12 protein-coding genes and 1 tRNA gene are annotated in these 21,148 nt (G+C 42.8%); 8 read left to right on the forward strand and 5 right to left on the reverse strand.

The features are described from left to right. Window positions 1–50: 50 nt before the first annotated feature. Window positions 51–602 carry a hypothetical protein gene (locus HF888_RS11485; protein WP_007017464.1) on the reverse strand — a complete coding sequence of 184 codons (552 nt, stop codon included), beginning with the start codon at window positions 600–602 and terminating at the stop codon, window positions 51–53. A gap of 248 nt (window positions 603–850) precedes the next feature. Next, window positions 851–1,030: a hypothetical protein gene (locus tag HF888_RS11490; RefSeq protein WP_133308438.1), complete on the reverse strand. Its 180-nt coding sequence runs from the start codon at window positions 1,028–1,030 to the stop codon at window positions 851–853. 116 nt (window positions 1,031–1,146) lie between these two features. Between HF888_RS11490 and HF888_RS11495 the strand changes: the two genes are divergently transcribed. After that, the gene (locus HF888_RS11495; RefSeq protein ID WP_040297567.1) at window positions 1,147–1,764 is read left to right on the forward strand and encodes an arylesterase; all 618 of its coding nucleotides are present in this window, start codon (window positions 1,147–1,149) and stop codon (window positions 1,762–1,764) included. 299 nt (window positions 1,765–2,063) lie between these two features. Here HF888_RS11495 and sbcB read toward each other — a convergent pair whose 3' ends face one another. Continuing rightward, window positions 2,064–3,500, reverse strand: a complete 1,437-nt coding sequence (sbcB, locus tag HF888_RS11500) for an exodeoxyribonuclease I (RefSeq protein WP_007017466.1) — start codon at window positions 3,498–3,500, stop codon at window positions 2,064–2,066. 162 nt (window positions 3,501–3,662) lie between these two features. Then, a complete protein-coding gene (locus HF888_RS11505; protein ID WP_083771894.1) occupies window positions 3,663–4,688 on the reverse strand; it encodes an alpha/beta fold hydrolase in 1,026 nt (341 codons plus the stop codon). A 187-nt stretch (window positions 4,689–4,875) separates the two neighbouring features. Here HF888_RS11505 and HF888_RS11510 point away from each other — a divergent pair, with 187 nt between their 5' ends. From HF888_RS11510 to HF888_RS11540, 7 genes are all read left to right on the forward strand, one after another. Further along, the gene (locus tag HF888_RS11510; RefSeq protein WP_007017468.1) at window positions 4,876–7,626 is read left to right on the forward strand and encodes a DUF349 domain-containing protein; all 2,751 of its coding nucleotides are present in this window, start codon (window positions 4,876–4,878) and stop codon (window positions 7,624–7,626) included. 70 nt (window positions 7,627–7,696) lie between these two features. After that, window positions 7,697–7,773, forward strand: a tRNA-Met gene (locus HF888_RS11515). 756 nt (window positions 7,774–8,529) lie between these two features. Beyond that, window positions 8,530–11,757 carry a hypothetical protein gene (locus HF888_RS11520; protein ID WP_007017469.1) on the forward strand — a complete coding sequence of 1,076 codons (3,228 nt, stop codon included), beginning with the start codon at window positions 8,530–8,532 and terminating at the stop codon, window positions 11,755–11,757. A gap of 52 nt (window positions 11,758–11,809) precedes the next feature. Beyond that, complete coding sequence (locus HF888_RS11525) at window positions 11,810–12,826, forward strand: DUF11 domain-containing protein (RefSeq protein WP_007017470.1); 1,017 nt, start codon at window positions 11,810–11,812, stop codon at window positions 12,824–12,826. 11 nt (window positions 12,827–12,837) lie between these two features. Further along, complete coding sequence (locus HF888_RS11530) at window positions 12,838–13,299, forward strand: DUF11 domain-containing protein (protein WP_007017471.1); 462 nt, start codon at window positions 12,838–12,840, stop codon at window positions 13,297–13,299. Window positions 13,300–13,350: 51 nt separating this feature from the next. Next, a complete protein-coding gene (locus HF888_RS11535; protein ID WP_007017472.1) occupies window positions 13,351–14,373 on the forward strand; it encodes a hypothetical protein in 1,023 nt (340 codons plus the stop codon). Window positions 14,374–14,381: 8 nt separating this feature from the next. Next, complete coding sequence (locus HF888_RS11540) at window positions 14,382–20,474, forward strand: OmpA family protein (RefSeq protein ID WP_133308439.1); 6,093 nt, start codon at window positions 14,382–14,384, stop codon at window positions 20,472–20,474. 15 nt (window positions 20,475–20,489) lie between these two features. On the opposite strand, the gene mobA is transcribed toward HF888_RS11540, so the two are convergent. Continuing rightward, window positions 20,490–21,083 (reverse strand): molybdenum cofactor guanylyltransferase MobA, encoded by a 594-nt coding sequence (gene mobA / locus HF888_RS11545; protein WP_007017474.1) that lies wholly within the window; start codon window positions 21,081–21,083, stop codon window positions 20,490–20,492. Window positions 21,084–21,148 lie beyond the last annotated feature (65 nt).

Consider the following 21,148-nt stretch of genomic DNA (forward strand, 5'->3'; position numbering starts at 1 on the left):
CTCTATTGAGCGACTACATCCATGGCAGTCAACATCAATTCTGGGTTTTACTACGAGTTTTTATTCTTCTGCTTTTCCTGAACGTCTTTAAAAAAGACCACAGGCTTAATTTTATCGACAGGCTGCTTGAACTGAATTTTTTTGTTTTCCCTATCTATCTCATATGGAGAAAAGCGCAAAACAGACATACCCAGCTCATGTTCTAGCTCTATAGCGACCCCATTAACGGTCTTACCCTTATGAGGAACTTGTCCTTGAACAAATAAAGCGCCTGCTTTCATAGTTCCTGAATCGGCTGTCATTTTTAATAATCGTCTCAATTCAAGAACTTTATCTTTGATTGTGGCATCCTTTTCAGACTGGGGTACTTCTAAAAGTACGGTGCTGCCTACCTTATCAACCGCTATTGCAAATGGGGATAAGCCATTCTTTCTAGCGATCTGGATATATGCATACTTACCGCCTTGATCAATCAATTCATCTAGCTGCTGTTGTACACCATCAATCTTCGCTTTTAGGTCAACATCCTTCTTTTCCTCAGCAACAACAAATGAAGCCGACAAACTGATTAACACTGCTAGAGAAAGACTAAGTAATTTCATATAAAGGACTGCTCGTTTCTTTTTTTATTATTAATGTAAAACGTGGAAAGCATCGTAAACCACCCATTTAGGTCTGCCCACTGGTGAGTTCCATAGAATTTACATTTGATAACAATTTCATTCCTAAGGATGACATCATTTGTTCTTTTACTGCCCTAATGAACTGCAATCACGATAAAATAAGTACAATCGTACAACCTTATATATCTTTAAGAGTTAAAAACTAAAAAATATATAGTCAAAAGAAATTAAAGAGTGAAATCCGATTCATTTCTTATTGGTACATAAGTATTGTTTTTACATGCAAACTGAATTTTATCCGGCAATGTGTGTGATATAGGAACACTGGCGGTAACACCTGTTACCAATGCGCCATCAACAGTAAAAATTTCTACTACCGAACTCTCTTCATTTGCAACTTTGATCAAACAGTCACATCAAAAGGTACTGAAAAGTTGTTCAAAGCAACATGTTAGGGTTTGTTGCTATGATAAGATCAATCCTATGAATCAGACTCATTGTAATAAAGGCATTCTCAACAAATATGAAAATATTTAGATCGACACTATTGATGACGCTGTTTTTTCTCGCTAGCGCCACGGTTTGGTCCGCTAGCGATAAGATTCTTGTACTTGGGGATAGCTTGAGTGCAGGCTATGGAATCAAGGTTCAAGAAAGTTGGCCCAAGTTGCTTGATAGTAAGCTAGAAACAGAGGATCAAAACTACAAAGTCCACAACGCCAGCATTAGCGGACAAACCACCAGCGAGGGCCTTCGCCAGATCGATGAGCTACTATCACTCACCTCACCTAAATTGGTGATATTAGAGCTGGGTGCCAATGATGGTTTGCGCGGTCTTTCCATTAGTGCGATGAAAAGTAACTTGAATTCAATGATCGATAAAAGTCAGCTAGCCGGCGCTAAAGTACTACTGCTTGGCATTCAAGTGCCTACCAATTACGGCCCTCGATATGGGCAAATGTTTAAGCAAGCCTTTGCTGATGTAGCCGAACAGCAAGGCGTCGCGTTTATTCCATTTATGCTCAAACCATTAATGAACAACAAAGATAAATATGTACAGGATGATGGATTGCATCCGAATGCGATTGCTCAGCCGGTTATTCTTGATTATTTGTGGCCTGAAATTGAGGCGTTACTTTAAGGCTTTCGCTATTTATTGGATGGATTCTCCATCAAGTTGAGAATGACGACCTATAAAACCGTCATGCCCGACTTGACGCCTCTTTAGTTGTAAATGATGAATGTTGAGTTATGAGTGATGGGTTCTCCGGTCTGTCGCTTCGCGACGCCAGAGAATGACGATTTTGCTTGACTTCCAAAGTTCAAGACACATCATTGAGCACTCACAACTCACAACTCACAACTCACAACTCACAACTCACAACTCACAACTCACAACTCACAACTCACAACTCACAACTCACAACTCACAACTCACAACTAATAAGGATATATGCTTTCCGCATACATCTGCAGGTCTTGCAATAATGGATATTGACTCTCAGGTGCGGTTTGCGCCGCCTCTTGCAGTGCTTTAGCGAATAGCTCGTAGTTCAAATACGATCCGTTTGTTGGTCCTAATAAGCGTTGTTTGCGGAAGGTTTCCCATTGCTCAAATTCATCCCCAGTCAGGGTCTCAGGGTAATTACGAGCTCGATAACGAAATAGCATTTCCTCTAAGCGACGATCCTGGAAACTGATATTCAAGTCATCCAGGGCTTCTGGGTGTGATTGGCGAATGGTTTCCATGGCTTGCTTATCAGTTGGACCAAAGAACCCTCCACTATAAATCATGGCATCAGGATCACTGTGAGCCTCAAAATCACGAGACATGACGTTTTGCAACTTTTCTGTCAGGTCTGGACCGTTTTTTATTTTCGCCAAATTTGAACGAATCTGATCACCACTAAGCCCCCACTTTTTCGCAATTTCAGGCTGAACCATTTTTGCGGGCAATACCACGGGGCATTTATTGATATGAATACTTTTCAGCGGCAATCGCTCTATACCTTGTGCTTCTAATTCAGCCTTTGGGGTATATAAACGTGCTTGAATTTGCTCTGCCGTTAATTCGAACAGAGGAGTAGGATCAGACATTAGGTCAAAGCAAATGATGGCATTTTTATTTTTAGGCTCCATCGCCAACGGCACCATTACCGCCGCACAGCCTTTTTCTACAGGGAACATCCCCGAAATGTGCAGCACTGGACGCTTATTCACCACGTCCAATAAAGGAGCAACCGCCTCTTTTCGACGCAATTCGAATAAATACTGGTAGAGCTTGGGCTGTTTTTCTTTTACTAACTTGGCTAGACCAATCGTGGCGTAAACATCACTCAATGCATCGTGAGCGTTTTCATGAATAATGCCATTGGCGGCACTTAAATTCTCAAGCTTAAAACTGACTTTGCCGTCTTCACCTTTCGGCCACTCGATACCATCTGGGCGCAGCGAATAAGCACAGCGCATCATATCGAGAATATCCCATCGACTATTGCCGTTTTGCCATTCTCGCTGATAAGGATCAAAAAAGTTGCGATACAGCGTATTGCGAGTTACCTCGTCGTCAAAACGAATACTGTTATAACCTGCCACACAGGTTTGCGGTTGCATAAATAAATCATGAATGCGCTTTATAAATTCGGCTTCAGGCAAACCCTTATCTTGGCATGTTTGCGGACTGATCCCTGTAATCATGCAGGCGATAGGATGAGGCAAATAATCATCTGCTTGACGACAATAAAACATGTCGGGCTCTGCAATAATATTAAGATCCAAATCTGTACGAACACCAGCAAACTGGGCTGGTCGATCCCAAATAGGACTAGCCCCAAAGGTTTCAAAATCGTACCAATAGATTGACTCGGTTGCAGACATGCAAAAACACCTAATGAACTAGCGACATATGCGCTTCATAGAAAATTTGGCGATATATTATCACAGAAGAGATAGCTAAGCGGATTGCTCACAGTATAAATTGCGAGCAATTCACAAAATAAAGCAACCCTGATCGACGTAAAACAACGAGAGGGACAAACCTTAATTCGATGATGCTTGAGTGGATATAAGATCTTTATCGTAATATTTGATGGCCGTTTCTTGCGGATGATTGTCCACTTTGCGCAGCTCATCCATAAAGAAGTGATCCACGTCCCGCGCAGTTTGTAAAGGTAGTTCTTCCATAGGCAAATGCCCCACTCCTTCATAAACAATGTAATCACTGTAAGAAAGATCTCGATAAAATTCGCGCATGACATCCAATGGAATCCAGTCATCTTGTGCGCCCCACATTAATAAAGTAGGCGTTAAAACATCCTTCACTTTTTGGGGCTTATCCTCACCATGGGCTAGCTCACGAAACTGCAAAAAGTGCTGAACGTAGGACTCCCTATTGCCACGACGTTGAGTAAAATCAAAATAGCGCTGCTTTACTGACTCATCAAGCTTGTCTTCATCCGCATAAGCGCTTTCAGCTGTCCAATGCACTAGGAAACGCGGCATCATAGTCGGAGTTATCCAGTGCAGACCGGGAAAAGAAGCAAAACCCAGCCAAAACGGCATATCTTGTGGGTAACCAACAGGGCTCAACAAAGCCATTTTGTATAGACGTTCCGGATAAGCAGCGGCGTAATTCCAGGCAAAATAGCCACCCAAAGAACTCCCCACAAGGAAGAATCTCTGAATACCTAACTGGTCAACCAAACCATTGATCACTCGGTTCATATACTCAGGGGTTTGTGCATCGGACACCGAGTCCGGGCCCGTTAAACCAAAGCCAGGCATATCAATACGAATCACTCGATATTTGTTTTTAAGCTGATTAGTCCATGCATCCCAAGTGTGGAGTGAACTCGCCACACCATGAAGCAGCAACAAAGGAGGGCCACTTCCCTCGTCTCGATAATGAATAGTGAGGCCATTAACCTCGATGTACTGGCTTTCGGAATTCGTATATTTTTTCGCCAACTGATCGTAAGGCAGAGTGGCGGTTCCCATGGCGGTACAACCGGAAAGCCACAGTATCAGCGAGGCAATAGAAATGAGTCGGAGAGAATTCAGTGTCATAGCATTATTATTGTTTTAATTTTGTGTTGGATTGTCTTATAACACTCAGGAAATTGCTAGGGTTACGATCAATTTTGTTTAATATTTGTACGCCTGTGCTGCATACATTTTGGCTTGCTCTAACGATGATGGCGAGTAGAATAGGCCCCCACTCAATATCCACAGAATTATAATAGGCATTGACACCATGGCCGGTTTTTTTAAGCAGTTATTCTCCGCGAAGTGGCAACATAAAGATCCGGAAGTTCGTTTGGGTGCGATCGATCAATCCCTAGATCAAGAAACGCTACAATCCATCGCTTCTGAAGACACTGATATTCGAGTGCGTAAGACTGCCATCTCCTATATTGAGTCATTGGATACATTGTCGACCCTTTACAATCAATTTGCTGCCGAGAAAGAAACCGCCCAAATCATCTTTGAGCGCATCTCAAAACACCTACCAAACGAGACCGAGCTATCAATTCTGAAACCAGAATTGCTTACATTAATCGCTGGTCAAAGCTTTGATGGCAATCTCGCCCAAGCAGCGATTAAAAGCATTGGTGACGAGCAACAGCTTTTTCAATTAATCCAAAATAGTCCAAGTGCAAAAGCGCGTCACTTAGCGATCGAAAATATCCACGCCTTAAGCTTGCTAAAATCCATTGAAAGAGACTTTAAAGGTAAAGACAAAACCCTGGTTCGATTAGCGAAAGATAAAATCCAAGCTCAGCAAGACCAAGACAAATACAGAGCGCAAATTCAAAACGACATTCAACATCTATTACAGCAAGCCAATCAACTTGCTCAACAAGCATTTGATCCTTTATTCACAGGCAAACTAAATCTAATTAAGCAAGAGTGGGAAGCTCTCCCTGAAGACAAGCAACGATATGCCAAAGAATATGCAGATGCATTACAGCAATGTGAAGCAATTCTGCATCAAAACGAAGAAGAGCAAGCCAAGCTGGATGAGAAAGCCGCTCAATTAAAGCAGGCACAAAATCAAGTACAGCGCACATTAGAAGTCGCGCACTCTACTTATGCGGAAGCCAAAGCAGGTCGAGTTCCAAGTCTTGATGCTCTGCAACAACTTACGAAAGACATCAATGAAGCCATTGTATTATCGAACAAAAATAAACTAACCGGGCTAAAAGCAGATCTAACCGATTTTTATAAGCCATTACTGAACCTAGAGCAAAGCCTTACCGTGCAACAAAAACTTGATCACACGGCTCCCTCTAGTGGTGGCAGTGAGCTTACGGTTGGCGATTTGAAAAAAGATCTAAAAGAGACTCAAAATCAGATTAAGAAAATCAATTGGCCTTCTGAGTTTCCATCGCCAAACAGCGTTCAAAAAAGACTTGATCGAGAAGCTAAACTGAAAGAAGAACTTCAAGCCCGTAAAGATAAAGAAGCCAATACGCTAAAGCAGATCCGCAAAGAACTTGCATCATTCGAAACCGCATTGGACGATGGTCAAGCCAAACAAGCTGAGCAGCATCAAAAGCATTTAAAAAGCCTTTTCTCTCAAGTTGATGTGCAACAACATAAAAACCTCTATGGGCAATTCAAAGCACTACAGCAAACGCTTTTTGACCTGAACGACTGGAAAGGCTTTGCTTCAGCGCCCAAACTAGAGGCTTTGTGTGAAACCATGCAACAGCTTGCAGACAATCCTCTAGATGGCAAAACACAACTAGAACAAATTCAACTATTGCAAGAAGAATGGAAAGCAGTTGCTAAAGCGAGTACTCAAGCGCAGCAAAAACAACACTGGCCGAAATTCAAACAAGCTAAAGAAACAGCTTTTGTAGTATGTAATGAGTACTTTGCTCAGCAAGCAGAACATAAACAAGCCAATAAGCAAGCGCGCCAAGAGATATGCCTACAGCTTGAGCAATTCTTTGAGCAAAACGATTGGATTCATTCTGACTTTAAAGCCATCGTTGAATTAATCGGCAAAGCAAAGCAAGAATACAAGCGATTTGCTCCTGTTGAACAGAGCGATCACAAACCACTACAGAACCGCTTTTACAATGCAGTGAAGGCAATTGAAAAGAAAGTTGATGAGCACTATCAAAATATTGCTGATGAAAAACAGACACTCATTAAACAAGTATCTGAATTGCTCTCCCATGACGATTTAAACGACGCCATTGAGCAATGCAAAGAAATTCAAGAGCAGTGGAAGCACATAGGTAATGCAGGACGCAAAGAAAATACTCTATGGAAAGCCTTTAGAGCGGAATGCGATAAACTTTTTGATCGTCGCAAGCAAGCCAACGAGCAGCACAAGCAGGCCATTCAGGCAGAAATATCCGAAGCCAACGCCTTAGTCGACGGCGTGGCGCAGGAAGTACATGAAGGCCGTGGAAATCTCAATGGTATCCAGCAAATTCGCCAAGATATTCGCAACCTAAACATCCCCAATAAAGTGCGAGCAGGAATCGAAGGTAAACTCGACAAACTTGCAGACTCGGTGAAACAACAACACCAGCTACAAAAGCAGCAGGCATTGTTTAGCCAATGGCAAAGCATCGCTGATTTAGCTGAACACATGACTACTGCGAACGAGCATTCTGAAGCCGTTAGCAAATTGAATTTGGATAAGTCTCTGCAGCCGATTAAGCGCGTAGCAGTTCAAGCCATTGAATCAAATGAGACGCTCTCAGAAGAAACACAGCAAGCTCTTTGCATTGAGTTAGACATCACGCTAGGCAAAGAAAGTCCAAGCGAAGAGCAAGCGTTGCGCATGGCAGCACAAGTGAAACGCTTACAAGAGAGCATCGGCCAAGGAGCCAATAGCCGCAACGATCAGATTATTGATCTCGCTACTCAATGGCTCAGTGCTGTTCCCGAACAGGATAGCCAATATCGAGAACGTTTCTGGAATACTCTGATTGATGCGGTTAAACCAAAGACAAAAAACGCCACGACAGCGCTTGTTGATTGAATTTATTGAGTTTTTTCAAATAAAGGTTTGACACGTAATGTCTAAATCCGTAATATGCGCAGCACGTCGACGCGGGGTGGAGCAGCCTGGTAGCTCGTCGGGCTCATAACCCGAAGGTCGTCGGTTCAAATCCGGCCCCCGCAACCAGACGTAAGAATTTATAAAGGCTCAGTGAAAACTGGGCCTTTTTTGTTTCCGACGACTAGGTTGTACGGTTCACTATCAAGAATCTTGGGCCCCCGCAACCAGACGTAAGAATTCAAAGGCTTAGTTTTTAACTAGGCCTTTTTTGTTTCTGACGACTATGTCGTACGGTTCGCTCTCAAGAATCATTGTCCCCCGCAACCAAACATAAAAACCTATAAAACTCTCACTTCCTCAACCTTACCTATTCTTACCCAAAAGCAGGAGCTTCAGAACCCTTCACGAATAACGTTGTTTTTATAACTTTTACTTATTTAGGAGTGACGTTTAGATAACGGTATAATAAAACGACAACAACCCAATAGCATTCAACTCCTAACGCTCATTTAGATACAAAAAGCCAAAATTTAGTCGTTTTTTTATAGCTCATAAGGAAACAGTCTGTTCCATAAAGAAGAGCTAAATTGCGACCGATGAAAAATCATAATCCAGCAAATCTAGGGGATCAGCCCCATTGTCTCCTCAACCTTACATATAGCGCAATCCAATACAAAAGGACTAACTAAATGGAACAATATAGGGCGTTTTGTGCCACTAAGCGCTAATCACTTGTAATTGACTAATTACTCAACAAAAACAGGCACTTATCCTGCAATAACAGTCAGCAAGCGTGAACTAAGTCACATTATTGACTAACCCGTCGACCGCAAATAACATGCGGTTACATAACTAAAACATAAACTTACGTGCGGTCTATCTTTGGAAAGTCGTGTAGTAACAATTGGGAATAAGGGTGCCACACAGAGCCAACAATTTGCTTGGTATTGTCTGTGTTTTGTCGTTCTTGCAATTTTTACCAAGCAAGCGCTTGCTGAGACACCTATTTCTCTTAAACAAAGCTTCGCGGGCAACCTTTCCTTCACTGTTACAGGAGCATCGTTTCGGCCACGTTCCAACAACACTGGTAATGGCGCATGTTTTACCAATTCCTCTGCAAGCGCTTCCATCGGTGATGTCCCAAGTGGAGCAAATGTCATTGCGGCATACCTATTTTGGGCAGGATCTGGAGCGCCGGACTATCAGGTCACATTAAATGGCCAAACTGTTTCTGCAGACTTTTCTAGTCGCCACACGTATGAGCTTGATTCCAATCGTCGATTCTTTGGTGGAAGTGCTGACATAACTTCAAACATCAATAATCCAAACCGATCCTATACGCTACGAAATCTATCTATCGAAGATGACGATAACTACTGCGACACTGAAACCGTTCTAGGGGCATGGGCCATTGCGATTATTTATGAAACACCGGCGGAAGAGTTTCGTGTCGTAAACGTATACGAAGGCTTTCAAGCGTTCTCGGGGTCGACGCCACCACTTACGTTAATACCAAGTAACTTTAAGCTACCTGAAAAACCTACAGGAAAACATGCTCATATCACTTGGGAGGGTGATGACAACCTGAATGCAGGTGGAGAGAATCTGGAATTTGAGGGAGCATTGCTGTTTGATTCAAACAACCCGTCTGGCAATCAATTTAACTCTTATTCAAATGTTCAAGGTGGCAGCAATACGTATGGCTTGGACGTTGATGCGTATGACATCGGTGCGTACTTAACACCTGGAGATGAGCAAGTCATCACACGTTATTCTTCCGGACAAGATCTTGTGATTTTATCTTCTGAAATAATTTCTGTCAGCAACATACCGGTTGCTGATTTGCAACTGGAAGCTCTATTTACCGATAATACTGTTTGGGATAAAAACATACCGCAAACTCTTTCATTCCGGTTGACAAACAATGGTCCATCAAACATCAATGCACTAGATACTCGCTTTGAATTGCAATTACCACCAAATACATCCTATGCAGGCCCAGCTCCTTCTGGCTTTAATTGCGCAGCCACTTCAAATTTAGTTACATGTGAAAAAACAACTACTTTTGCAGCCAATTCTTCAATCGACCTATCCATTAATTTAGACGCATCAAATGTAGACACATCTGGCGGGGTAGTAAACGCAAGTTTCTCCGCGTCGATTGACCATGACTTGGCCAATTCTCCAGAACTATTTGATAATCGACAGTCAAATAACAGTGGTAGCCTATCAAAAACTATAGGCGCGCTTGACTACAACAACAGTGCAATTTTATTAACAGACGACAACGCTGGTTTATTTTTGGCTAGTGACTCAATCAGTACAGAAATAACTTTGAGCAATGGCAGGTTGCTCGACACTAGCGATGCTTCAATCATTATCGATATACCAAGCGATATTGAGAGCTTTTCAGTCGATAACACTCCAACAGGTTCTAACGTAACGACCATTCCTGATGGCGGTGCAAACGGTACCGGCCAAATCATCATTTCGAATATTAATTTTTCTGCCAATGAGAATCCCAATATTACGCTTACACTGAATACCGACCCGGCAATTGAGCCTGACAATGTTTACTCATTAACCGCTATTGTCAATGATAACAATCAATCATGGACAATTACCTCCAATGAATTAATTGTCAGTGACGGTACCCTGCCGGCCAGTGGCAATAAACAGCTGTATCTTAATAATAATTCAACCATGTCCCGTGAACGGCCTAGTAATCTCAATGGAACGGTTGATATAGCGAGAGGCTTGAGTCAAACATGGGAATTAACCCCTGCTCTGCAAGATGACTTAACGTTTTCTCTTGATGATGCATTGCTAGAAGTAAATTTAAAAGGTAATGGGATAAGAACAGGAAACTTTTCTGGAACTCAAACAAGCTATCAGGCTGAATACAACTTACTTTTAACCTTGTCCGATTCAAACGGAAATGTATTAGCACAAAGAGCCCTAACAGTTTCCCCAAACAATACCAACTTTACACTTCAAAGCTCTTTACTCGAAAATAGTTTAGGCTCTCAGTCTGCTCAACTATCCAGTGGTCAGAATCTGTTGCTAACCATTACAAATAATTCTAATACTTTTCGTAATTTTTTTTACAGCTACGACCCAGGAGCAATTTCAATAAAAGTTCGAGAAGCAATCAGTAGTACAGCTTTGGCCGATGGCTATAGCGCCCTCATTTTAAATGCTCAAACCGTAATTAACGTTGATAGCATTGAAGTCTGGTCTGAACCTTTTCAAGATAACGATAATGACGGTATTGACGATAGCGGAGCTCAACTCACCACAAGCTCTCAACCCGATACCCAACTCAGTGTACGTGCTACCGTTTCTGACCCATTCGGAGCGTTCGATATTTCGTCAGTATTCATTACCGTTAACAACGCGAGTATTTCTAACCAAGCCATGGTAGAAATCGACGATAAAATTGCAGACAACACTACTGCAACAAAGACTTTTGAAACCATTATTACACTTGCTGAGGAAGACGAAACATTAGGAAACTGGAATATTTCGGTAATTGCCAATGAGGGCATTGAAGGCGATGTTAGCCATGCTCGTAGCAGCAACTTTATGGTTTTACCATTCCAACCAAATGTAAATTTAAGCAAAACTATTGAAGTCATCAATGACCCGATTAATGGCCCTCTCTCAGCTGGAAATAAACCGAAAGCAATACCCGGAGCAGAGATTCAATACACCATTTCCGCCATTAACACCGGTCGAGGTAAAAGCGATGCAAATTCGATTGTGTTACAAGACGAAATTCCGCAGAATGCCGACCTTTTTATAGGCCAGTTAAGTTGCAGTAATCGAGGGCCTGGTTCAGGTCTTGGGCCAATCTGCTTTGAAGATGGTGCAACACCAAATGAAAGTGGTCTGACTTATGATTTCAATAGTATTACAAACCTTTCTGATGATATTGCGTTTTCAGTAGACGGGTCAGATTTTAGTTACGAGCCATCCGACGAAGGTGATGGATACGATAGCAACATTCGCTTTATTCGAATTTCACCCAGTGGCGAATTACGAAACGCTAATAAAAATGGTTCCACTGAGCCAAGTTTCAATTTTAAGTACCAAATTAGGTTGCAGTAGGTTAGGTACAAATTTTGAAGGATAATAATTATGTTAAAACAGGAGCAGCACAATGAATAAGTTGCTAACCATGGTCGCGGGTTTAGGCATAGTTCTAAATTCAGGACTCGCGCTAGCTGGCGGTACGAGCGCGGGCACGCCGATTCAAAACACGGCAACGGTAACCTACTCTACAACAAGTGGAGGTTCTACTCGATCTGTCACCGCAACCTCAAATGAAATAATCGTACAGGAGCTTATCTTGTCAACATTGACAAGCTTAGACTCTGGTGATGTGGCGGTCACTACTCCAGAAACAGAAGCAGAAATGAAGTTCCGTTTAACCAATAATGGTAACGGTAACGAAGCGTTTATTCTAAATACCTCTCAGCCTACTTCTGGTGATGATTTTGACGCAACCTTGACCAATATCTACATCGATGATGGCGATGGTGTGCTCAATACGTCTTTAGATAGTGTGTATGATGCGAATAACCCGCCTGTTATTGCACCTGACGATGACATTGTATTTTGGGTCACTGGCAATATTCCCGGTGGTTTAGCCGATGGTGACGAAGCAGCTATTTTATTGTCTGCCCTTTCCAAAACTTTTGCTGATGCTAATCAGAATAATCCAACGATCGGTGCGGTAGTATCCGGTGGAGATAGCGGTACTGAAGCAATCAGTGGTGAGAACCTCGAGCAGATTAGCAATAAGTTCATTGTTAGCGACCTGAATGTACAAATTACCAAGACATCAAGTATCAATGATGGTCTGGGGAGTGGCACAGGTACTCAACCTATCCCTGGTGCGGAAGTTGACTACACCATTACAGTATCGGTCACAGGCTCAGGGACTGCGTATGGCGTTGAAATAGTTGACCCGTTGCCGAGCCAATTGCGATTGAAAGATTACACCGACCCTTCTGGCGGCATCATTATGGTTAATGGCAATCCTACCACAGGCTCAGCAAGTAATTCTGATGGTGTGGAATATAACGTCACTACCAACGAGATCACCGTCAATGTCGGTGATATTGATGCTGGTGACCCGGACACTGTCATTACTTTTACATCCATCATTCAGTAGGAGTTTTCAGAATGAAGAGAGTTTTAGCACTCGTAGCACTATTACCAAGTATAGCCATTGCTCAAGTTGAGCTAGAAACAGAAATGTTCGAAGTGGTTGAAGTACAGCAGGATAATGGCATCAGTAAAGTGGAATGGATTGCACCTGATAATATCGTTCCTGGTGACAAAGTAGGCTACCGCATTCGCTTTGAAAATACAGGCAGCGAGGCAGCCGATAACATCGTACTTAACAACCCTGTTCCGGACAACACAGTTTATGTTGACGGCAGTGCTCGCGGTGCCAATACCAATATTGTTTTCTCAGTAAATGGTGGCGATAGTTTCGCAAAACCCGAGCAACTATTTATTGAGAAAAATGGACAACAAATCCAAGCCCAAGCGAAAGACTACACAAACGTTCGCTGGACTTTGACTACCGCATTACCCTCTGGGGAATCAGGCTCTGTGCAATACGTTGTACAGGTGAAATAAACCGATTTTTGCAAAACAACTCAAACGAACAATTTCTAAGGAGAAACACCCATGAAATTAAACAAAACTCTAACTACCTTGATCGCAGGAGCCGCTTTTGGCTTAAGTGGTCAGGTAATGGCAGTTGGTACAGAAGCAGGTACTCCAATTTCTAATACCGCTACGCTTTCCTATACGGTGAATTCGTCAACGGTTAATAACTCAAGTGACGTTGCTGAATTTGAAGTAGATAGAAAAATTGATTTAACCTTAACTGACAATTCTGGTGCATCTCTATCAGCTGCAGCAGGCTCTACGCAGCGCTTAACTTTCTCTTTAAGCAACCAAGGAAACGCGGATACCTTTTTCCAACTGCAAAGCACTGCTACCTCACCTCAGTTTTATTTAACTAGTGATAACAGCCCAATAACTGACAATGTATTATCTATTCTAAAAGATGATCCAGCTGTAAGTTTTTACATTGACGTTGCAATACCTGATAACGCGGCAGACGGCTCTACAGCGTCTTTTGAGGTAGCCGCAAAGGCTGTTGCAGACGCGGCAGGAACTGCTCTGTCAATCCCAACAGGGGATAAAAATGCCAACCTAACTGGCCAAATCTTTATCGTTTATGCAGAGAGTGTCGCTGATAACGGCCTTACTTTGGCTGGCGGTACCGATCGTGATGGTGGCTTCGCTAGACAATCTGATGTTACTGTGAGCGCTCCTGAACTGACAGGCACAAAAACGGTAACCGTCTTAAACAGCACGATCACAGACTCAAATAACGAAACCTTTACAACAAACTACGCGATACCTGGCGCGACAGTTGAATATAAAGTTGTAATTGAAAACACTGGTAGCGAGGATGCTCAAGGTGTGAGTTTCATCGATGATCTGAGCGCTAAAACGGAATTCGATCAGAGTTCGATCGCCAATATTACTGTTCTAGACAATTCTGATACTGCACTAACTGTAAATACCGATTATACCGTCGTAAATGATGGTACTACCGATGGTATTGTGAATATTTCATTACCTGATATTACTTCCGGTGAACAAGTTACAGTATCCTTCGAAGTGACTATTCAGTAGTGAAAACTTTGCATTTCATTAAACAGCACACACAAACCTTTGCGGGCCTAGCCCGCACAGGTGCGTGTGCGCCTGTTTTTCATATTCAAAGCAAAGCCAAAAGCACTGCATCTTTTTTGAAAAAGAGCGGTGTTTTTGCCATTGCTTTGTGTGCGTCTTTGTTAAGTTTGAATACTCAAGCAAATACGCCAGCCAATACCCTGATTGAAAATACCGCTTACGCAAACTACAGCTTCAATTCTCAAGCTATGCAAGTTAGTGCCACTGATCGTTTCTACACGACCAGTACGCAAACACCGGCCAGATCTCCAGCTGTTATCACTTTGATGCATAATAGTTTGGATTTTGATGCTCAGTTTCAAACAGCACAAAATGCATCAGGCAATAGTTTAACAACTAGCTCACCGTCTTCAGTACAAAGTCGCACCATTGCGAGTTCAAACGGTCAGGCGTTGAGCGGTACCTTCCCTGTTTCCACAGGGCGATGCGCAACAGACGAAACTACGAACTCTTTGGTGGCTCAAGCGGCCCCTCAAAGTTATCAGGGGAACACACTTACATTGCCAGGCGCGATTAACTTGCGCAGCGACGAATACTTTAAAGTGGGTGATACCATTTTCACCCACTTAAATGACCAAGACCAAAACCTTGATCCCAATGCGATAGAAAACATCGTGGTTACACTATTGTCGGAAAACGGTTTAGATAAAGAAACTATTGAATTGACCGAAACGGGTAACAACACTGGTTTGTTTACAGGTTATGTTCAGAGCGTTGATATTGCAGATGTAGCACCTACACATTTTGATTGTCAGTTAAGTGTTAAAAGTGAGAGCAGTTTACAAGCAAGCTACCAAGATCAATTCGATGAGCAAGACTTGGTTCGTGCTGGAGCCTTATTTGACCCGAACAGCTATGTGGTGAATGCTGATACAGGTGAATATGTAAATGGCATTGAAGTGACTTTAATTGATGCTGATACCAATTTACCAGCCAACATATTAAGTGATGAAGGCGGCATATTCCCTAGTACGGTTACCACAGGTGGCAGTGTGACGGATAGCAAAGGCAATGTTTACCAATTCCCTTACGGTGGTTTTGCTTTCCCAGTCGTTGATGCGGGCGATTACCGTATTCAAATCGGTGAAAGCCCCTACTACGACTACCCTATCTCAACACAAAAGTCTCTTGCGGACATTAACGCGCTAACCAATGGTCCATTCAATTTTGATGAACAAGGTAGTCGAGCTCTCGCTTTTAACTCTGGCATAACGTTCCGTATGGATGTTCCACTTGATCCTAAAGATAACACCGTTTTGTTAACGAAAACGGCCAATAAAAATAGCGCTGGCATTGGTGAGTTAGTTGCCTATCGAATTCAAATTGAAAACACGGAAATTCCAGGTACTAACATTAAAATTGAGGATCGATTACCACAGGGGTTCCGCTATGTGGCAGGAAGTGCACAACTCAATGGGAATCAATTAGTAGATCCAACCATTAGTGCAGACGGTCAATTACTATCATTCAATATCGGTGACCTAGCAGTTGAAGAAAGCCTAACACTACAATATTTGACGCGTATAAGTGTGAATACTCCTGTGGGCACTGCCATAAACTCTGCATGGCTGATTGACCAAGAGGACATCGCAAACGAAGGCGTGTTGGAAAGCAATACGACAAAAGCCGCCATAGAAATCCAAGAAGACTTATTTGCCAACTCCACTCGCCTATTTGGCCGAGTTTACATTGGTAGCTGTAATGGTGAACAACAAGTAGCAGACGAAGGCCTAAGCGACGTTCGTATCTATTTGGAAAACGGCACTTACGTTGTGACCGATGAAGATGGCTTTTGGCACATCGAAGATCAAAAGCCTGGCACTCATGTTGTGCAACTGGACACGGATACACTACCAAAATACTTAGACTTGATGGCCTGTGAAAACTATGGGCAGCATGCGGGCCGGGAATACAGCCAATTTGTAGATTTACAGCCAGGTAGTTTTTGGCGTACTGACTTTGTCGTTAAACTCAAGCCACCTAGTAAAGGTCAAGTCACTCAACGATTAAGTAGCCGTATTGAACCCGTCACGGAGCGAGATAAGTCAAACGCAAAAGATATCGCGTTGGCGCTAAATCAGAAAATTGTTTATCGAGTAGACTTGACTGGTACGGGGGTAAAATTAAAAGACTTACGCTCACTCATCATGTTGCCACCGGGTGTAAGCTACAAAACAGGTAGTGCTACTTTGGATGGGAACACGATACAAGCTCCTAAAAAGTACGATGAGCAAACCCTATTGTTTAGCTTGAATGATCCAGGTGAAGATTGGGGGCATTTATTAGAGTTTGAAGCGTGGATTACTGAACAAGCAAAAGCGGGCGAATTAAGTACGCGAAGTGTCGCTATGTTTGACAGCCCTAGCGAGGCAAATCAACGTACACCCGTTGCGATTACTTCTGCCCTTCTTTCATTGGTGCCCGAAAACAAAGAAGTGCACAAGCCAGAAGAAGCTCCAAAATTTAGTTCGTTTAGTCGTGACCTATCTCAGGCTGATATAAACGCTATGAAGTCGGTACTTGAGCAACTGCGTGGATTAGAAGACTTAAGAATTGAGGTCGCGGGACATACCGACAATGTACCAATCGCTAAACGTAGTCGTCATATATTCAATAACAACTATGAGCTGTCATTGGCTCGCGCCCGAAGTGCTGCAGATTACCTAATGCGCGAACTGGAATTAGGCCCTGAACAAGTAACTATTTCGGGCTATGGCTCACAACGCCCTGTGACAAACAATGGCAACGAACAGAGTAGAGCCTTAAACCGCCGTGTCGAAGTAAATATTCTTGCAGCCCGTGATGGTCTAAAGCTAGCCAAGGCCGATAGCGGCGATCAAATGGTTGCAACCCTGGGCATCGCCCCAGGTGGCTTTGACTTCCCTCTTGAAGCAACGGCCTCTGGCCCTGTTAAAACCGAAGTACAAATGCCTGAGTTTGATAAAGCCTATTTGGCACAGTCGAACAATGAGTTTGAGTGGTTGTGGCCCGGTAAAGGTTATTTACCGAACATACCTTCTACTAAAGTTGCCATCAAACACCCGCTTAAGCATAAAATTCAATTGCGCCTAAACGGCGAGCCTGTTAGCCAATTAAATTTTGTGAAAAAAGAGACATACAAACCAAATCAAAGCGCTATTAGTTTATGGAGCGGCGTAGATTTAAAAGAAGGTAATAACGTCTTTATTGCCTCGTTAGTTGATGATCAAGGAAATATTTTAGAACGTAAAAAGTACCAATTGCATTATGCTGGTAGCCCAACCCGTGTTGAACTTGTCGAAGAAAAAACCAAAGCTGTAGCAGACGGTGTTGTTGCTCCTGTAGTTGCAGTGAAACTATTTGACAAAGATGGTTATCCAGTGCGAGATGGTTTACAAGGGGAATTCAATGTAGCTGCACCCTACCAAGCGTTAGATCCAAATAGAAAGCAAACCCAAATCAATCGTCAAGACTTCAAACCCAATTATGAAATCAGTGATGACGGCATTGCCTACATTACTTTAGAGCCTACAACACAAGCAGGAGAAGCTTTAATCACCTTCCCTCTTGCCAATGGTCGAGTAGAAGAAGTTCGAGTTTGGTTGAGTCCACAAAATCGAGATTGGATGTTGATTGCTCTTGGTGAGGGTACGATTGGTTATAACGACATCAGCGGCCATATTCAAAACGCCAAGAATCAAGATGTTGAAGACGAGTTCTATACCGACGGTCGCTTGGCTTTATTTGCCAAAGGTCAAGTTGCCGGCGATTGGTTAATCACTGCGGCTTACGATAGCGCTAAAGGAAAAACCACACCGTTTGAGCGTTTGTTAGATCCAAACAAATACTACACCCTTTATGGAGATAATAGCGAACAGAAGCTAGATGCATCTATGGAAGGCAAGTTGTATCTACGTGTGGAGAAGCGTCGTTTCTATACCGTATTTGGTGATTTTAACACTGACTTAAATGAAACTGAGCTAGCGCAATATTTACGTAAGTTCCATGGTATTCAAACAGTTTATCAAGGCGACCTAGTTAGTTTAAATGCATTTGCTACGGAATCCGCTCAGCGCTTTGTGCGAGATGAAATCCAAGGCGACGGCACGAGTGGTCTGTATCAGCTAAGCAATAGCGACATCATAACCAACAGCGAAACCATAAGTATTCAAGTCCGTGACCGATTCCGAAGTGAGGTCATCTTAAGCGAAATAGAATTGGTTAAGGATGCGGATTATAGTATTGATTATATCGATGGAACGATATTCTTTAAAAACCCTATCCAAAGTACGGATGAAAGCTTTAATCCGCGCTACATTATTGCGCGCTATGAGACAGAGAATAGTAGCAGTGATGATATTACTTTTGGTGGTCGAGCAGCCGTACATGTTCTGGATAAGCGCGTAGAAGTGGGCGCTAGCCTTATTCAAGAAGAACTGGGTACCGAGAAGAAAACGCTATCGGCATTGGATATGCGTCTTCAAATTAATGACCAGCTAGAAATAAAAGCGGAGACAGCCAATACTAGACAAGAGTCTGATAGTGCAGAAGCATCAGATGCTAAAGCACACTATTTGGAACTTGATTACCGCGGTGATCAATTACAAAGCAAAGCTTATGTTCGCCGAGAAGAAGCCGGTTATGGCCTTGGCCAGTTAAATGAAAGTGAAAGCGGAACAGAAAAACTAGGTATCGAAGGCACTTACTATTTAACTTCTCAGCATTATATAGATGTGCTCGTATCTGATCAGAAATCACTAGGGAATGATCTACGCCAAACACTGGCAGAGGTAAAACTCAATCGTGAATACGACTTGGGTCGATATCATTTTGGGGCTCGCGTTAACGAAAACCAAGCCAATGCTGAAAGTCAATCTACTCAACAGTTGTTGGCAGGTCATAGTTTTTCTCTTGCGAATGGCGATTGGTTATTGAATACAGATGCCGAAATCAATGTGAAACGCAATGACGATGTTTATGATCTTATTCGTTTGGGTTCAGACTATCGAATCAACGAATACGTAACACTATTTGCCACTCATGAGACAGGTTTCGAGAGCGATGCTCCTAAACGAAGTGTTGCTGGTTTGCGAGCAACGCCATGGCAAGGTATGCAAGTCAGTAATAGTGTAGAGCGCCAATACAGTAAAGATGGCAGCCGTCTATTTGCAGTGCATGGTTTGAATCAAGATATTAATTTAGACGAACACTGGCAAATAAGCTTCGGCTTTGATCAAAGTCGCGATTTAGAAAACAGCGTTGTAGAGCAAAGCAGTCTATTGAACAATAATGTGTTAGGTAGTGGCTCACAGCAAAGTTCGATCATCAGCAATAGCGAAGATTTTTACGCCATCTCATTAGGCTGGGGTTACCGCAGTCCAACTTGGCAGTGGACCAACCGCTTCGAATATCGCGAAGCCACTGACAGCGATAAGTGGAATATTTTGACTGGTTTATATCGTCCTGTGGCCATGGGTTTATCCATGGGCATCAACGGCGAGTATCGTTTAGATGAAGGCGAAAGTACTGAAACCGAATTCAAGCAAATTGAGTTCAACATTGGTCTGCGTCCAATGGGCTTTGGGCTGGCATGGCTAAACCAAAGTCGTCTGATCGAAGAATCGATTACAGGCAATAACGATGAATTAATTAGCGAACGTATTGTTAATAACACCCACCTCAATATGCGTTGGAATAAAACCCAAATCAGTAGCCAATATGGATTCAAATATGTTGAAGAAACTTTATTGGGTAATAACTATAGTGGCTTTATCGATTTAATCGGATTGGAGTTACGCCATCATATAACTCCGCGTTGGGATTGGGGTTTGCATGGACAACGCCTGAATGATTACGAGCTAGATGATGTACAATATCGAACAGGCTTGAGCATTGGATTCATTCCGCGAGTGAACACTTGGGTGAGCCTTGGTTATAATCTTTCTGGATTTACCGATTCTGATTTCAGTGGTGCCGACTACAGTGCACAGGGTATTTACCTGAAATTGCGCATCAAAGCCGATCAAGACAGTATGCGTGCGTTGAAAGCCTACTTCGAATAACGCCTTTGCTGAACTTTACTGTTTAGTCGACAACTCGTTACTAAGTAGTTGTAAATCCATTGGCGTATTAATATTACGAAACAGTTTAGCCTCTGCGCTAAAATCCACTCGATCTACCGCCACACTTGCAAGCCACTCATAGGTTTTACGACGACCACTTAACAAATACATTTGCAAACTATCGGCAAGGCTTTTGTGCAATAAGACGTGCAAATTCTGCTGTCGATCACCATCATACGCCACACAAGCCTTAGTCAATCGATCACTGGCAAACTGGGACATACGCGTCGCATAATCATTCGGGATAAGTGGCGTATCGCACGGTGAAAATAATACCCAATCGTTTTCTGCTTGCTTTAAGCCGCTAAACACGCCAAGTAGTGGTCCCGATTGCGCTGGTACATCTGGAGTATTCAAGTCCTCTATCAGAGTGAATCCTAACGCTGCGTATTCTAGATTTTCTGAATTGACCAATAACTCATCTGTTTTCTGCAGTGCCTGAGCGACATGGTTAATCAAAGGCTTTCCCTGTAATTCCATTAGGCCTTTATCGTGCCCCATTCGACTGCTTTGCCCGCCCGCTAGAATGACTGCTGTGACTTTCAGCATATTTCTATTCCGCCACTAAAAATTTCATTTTGCCTTCGGTTGACACTGACTTCAATAAAGCGTTA

This window comes from Bermanella marisrubri (assembly GCF_012295615.1).
GTDB classification, from domain to species: domain Bacteria; phylum Pseudomonadota; class Gammaproteobacteria; order Pseudomonadales; family Oceanobacteraceae; genus Bermanella; species Bermanella marisrubri.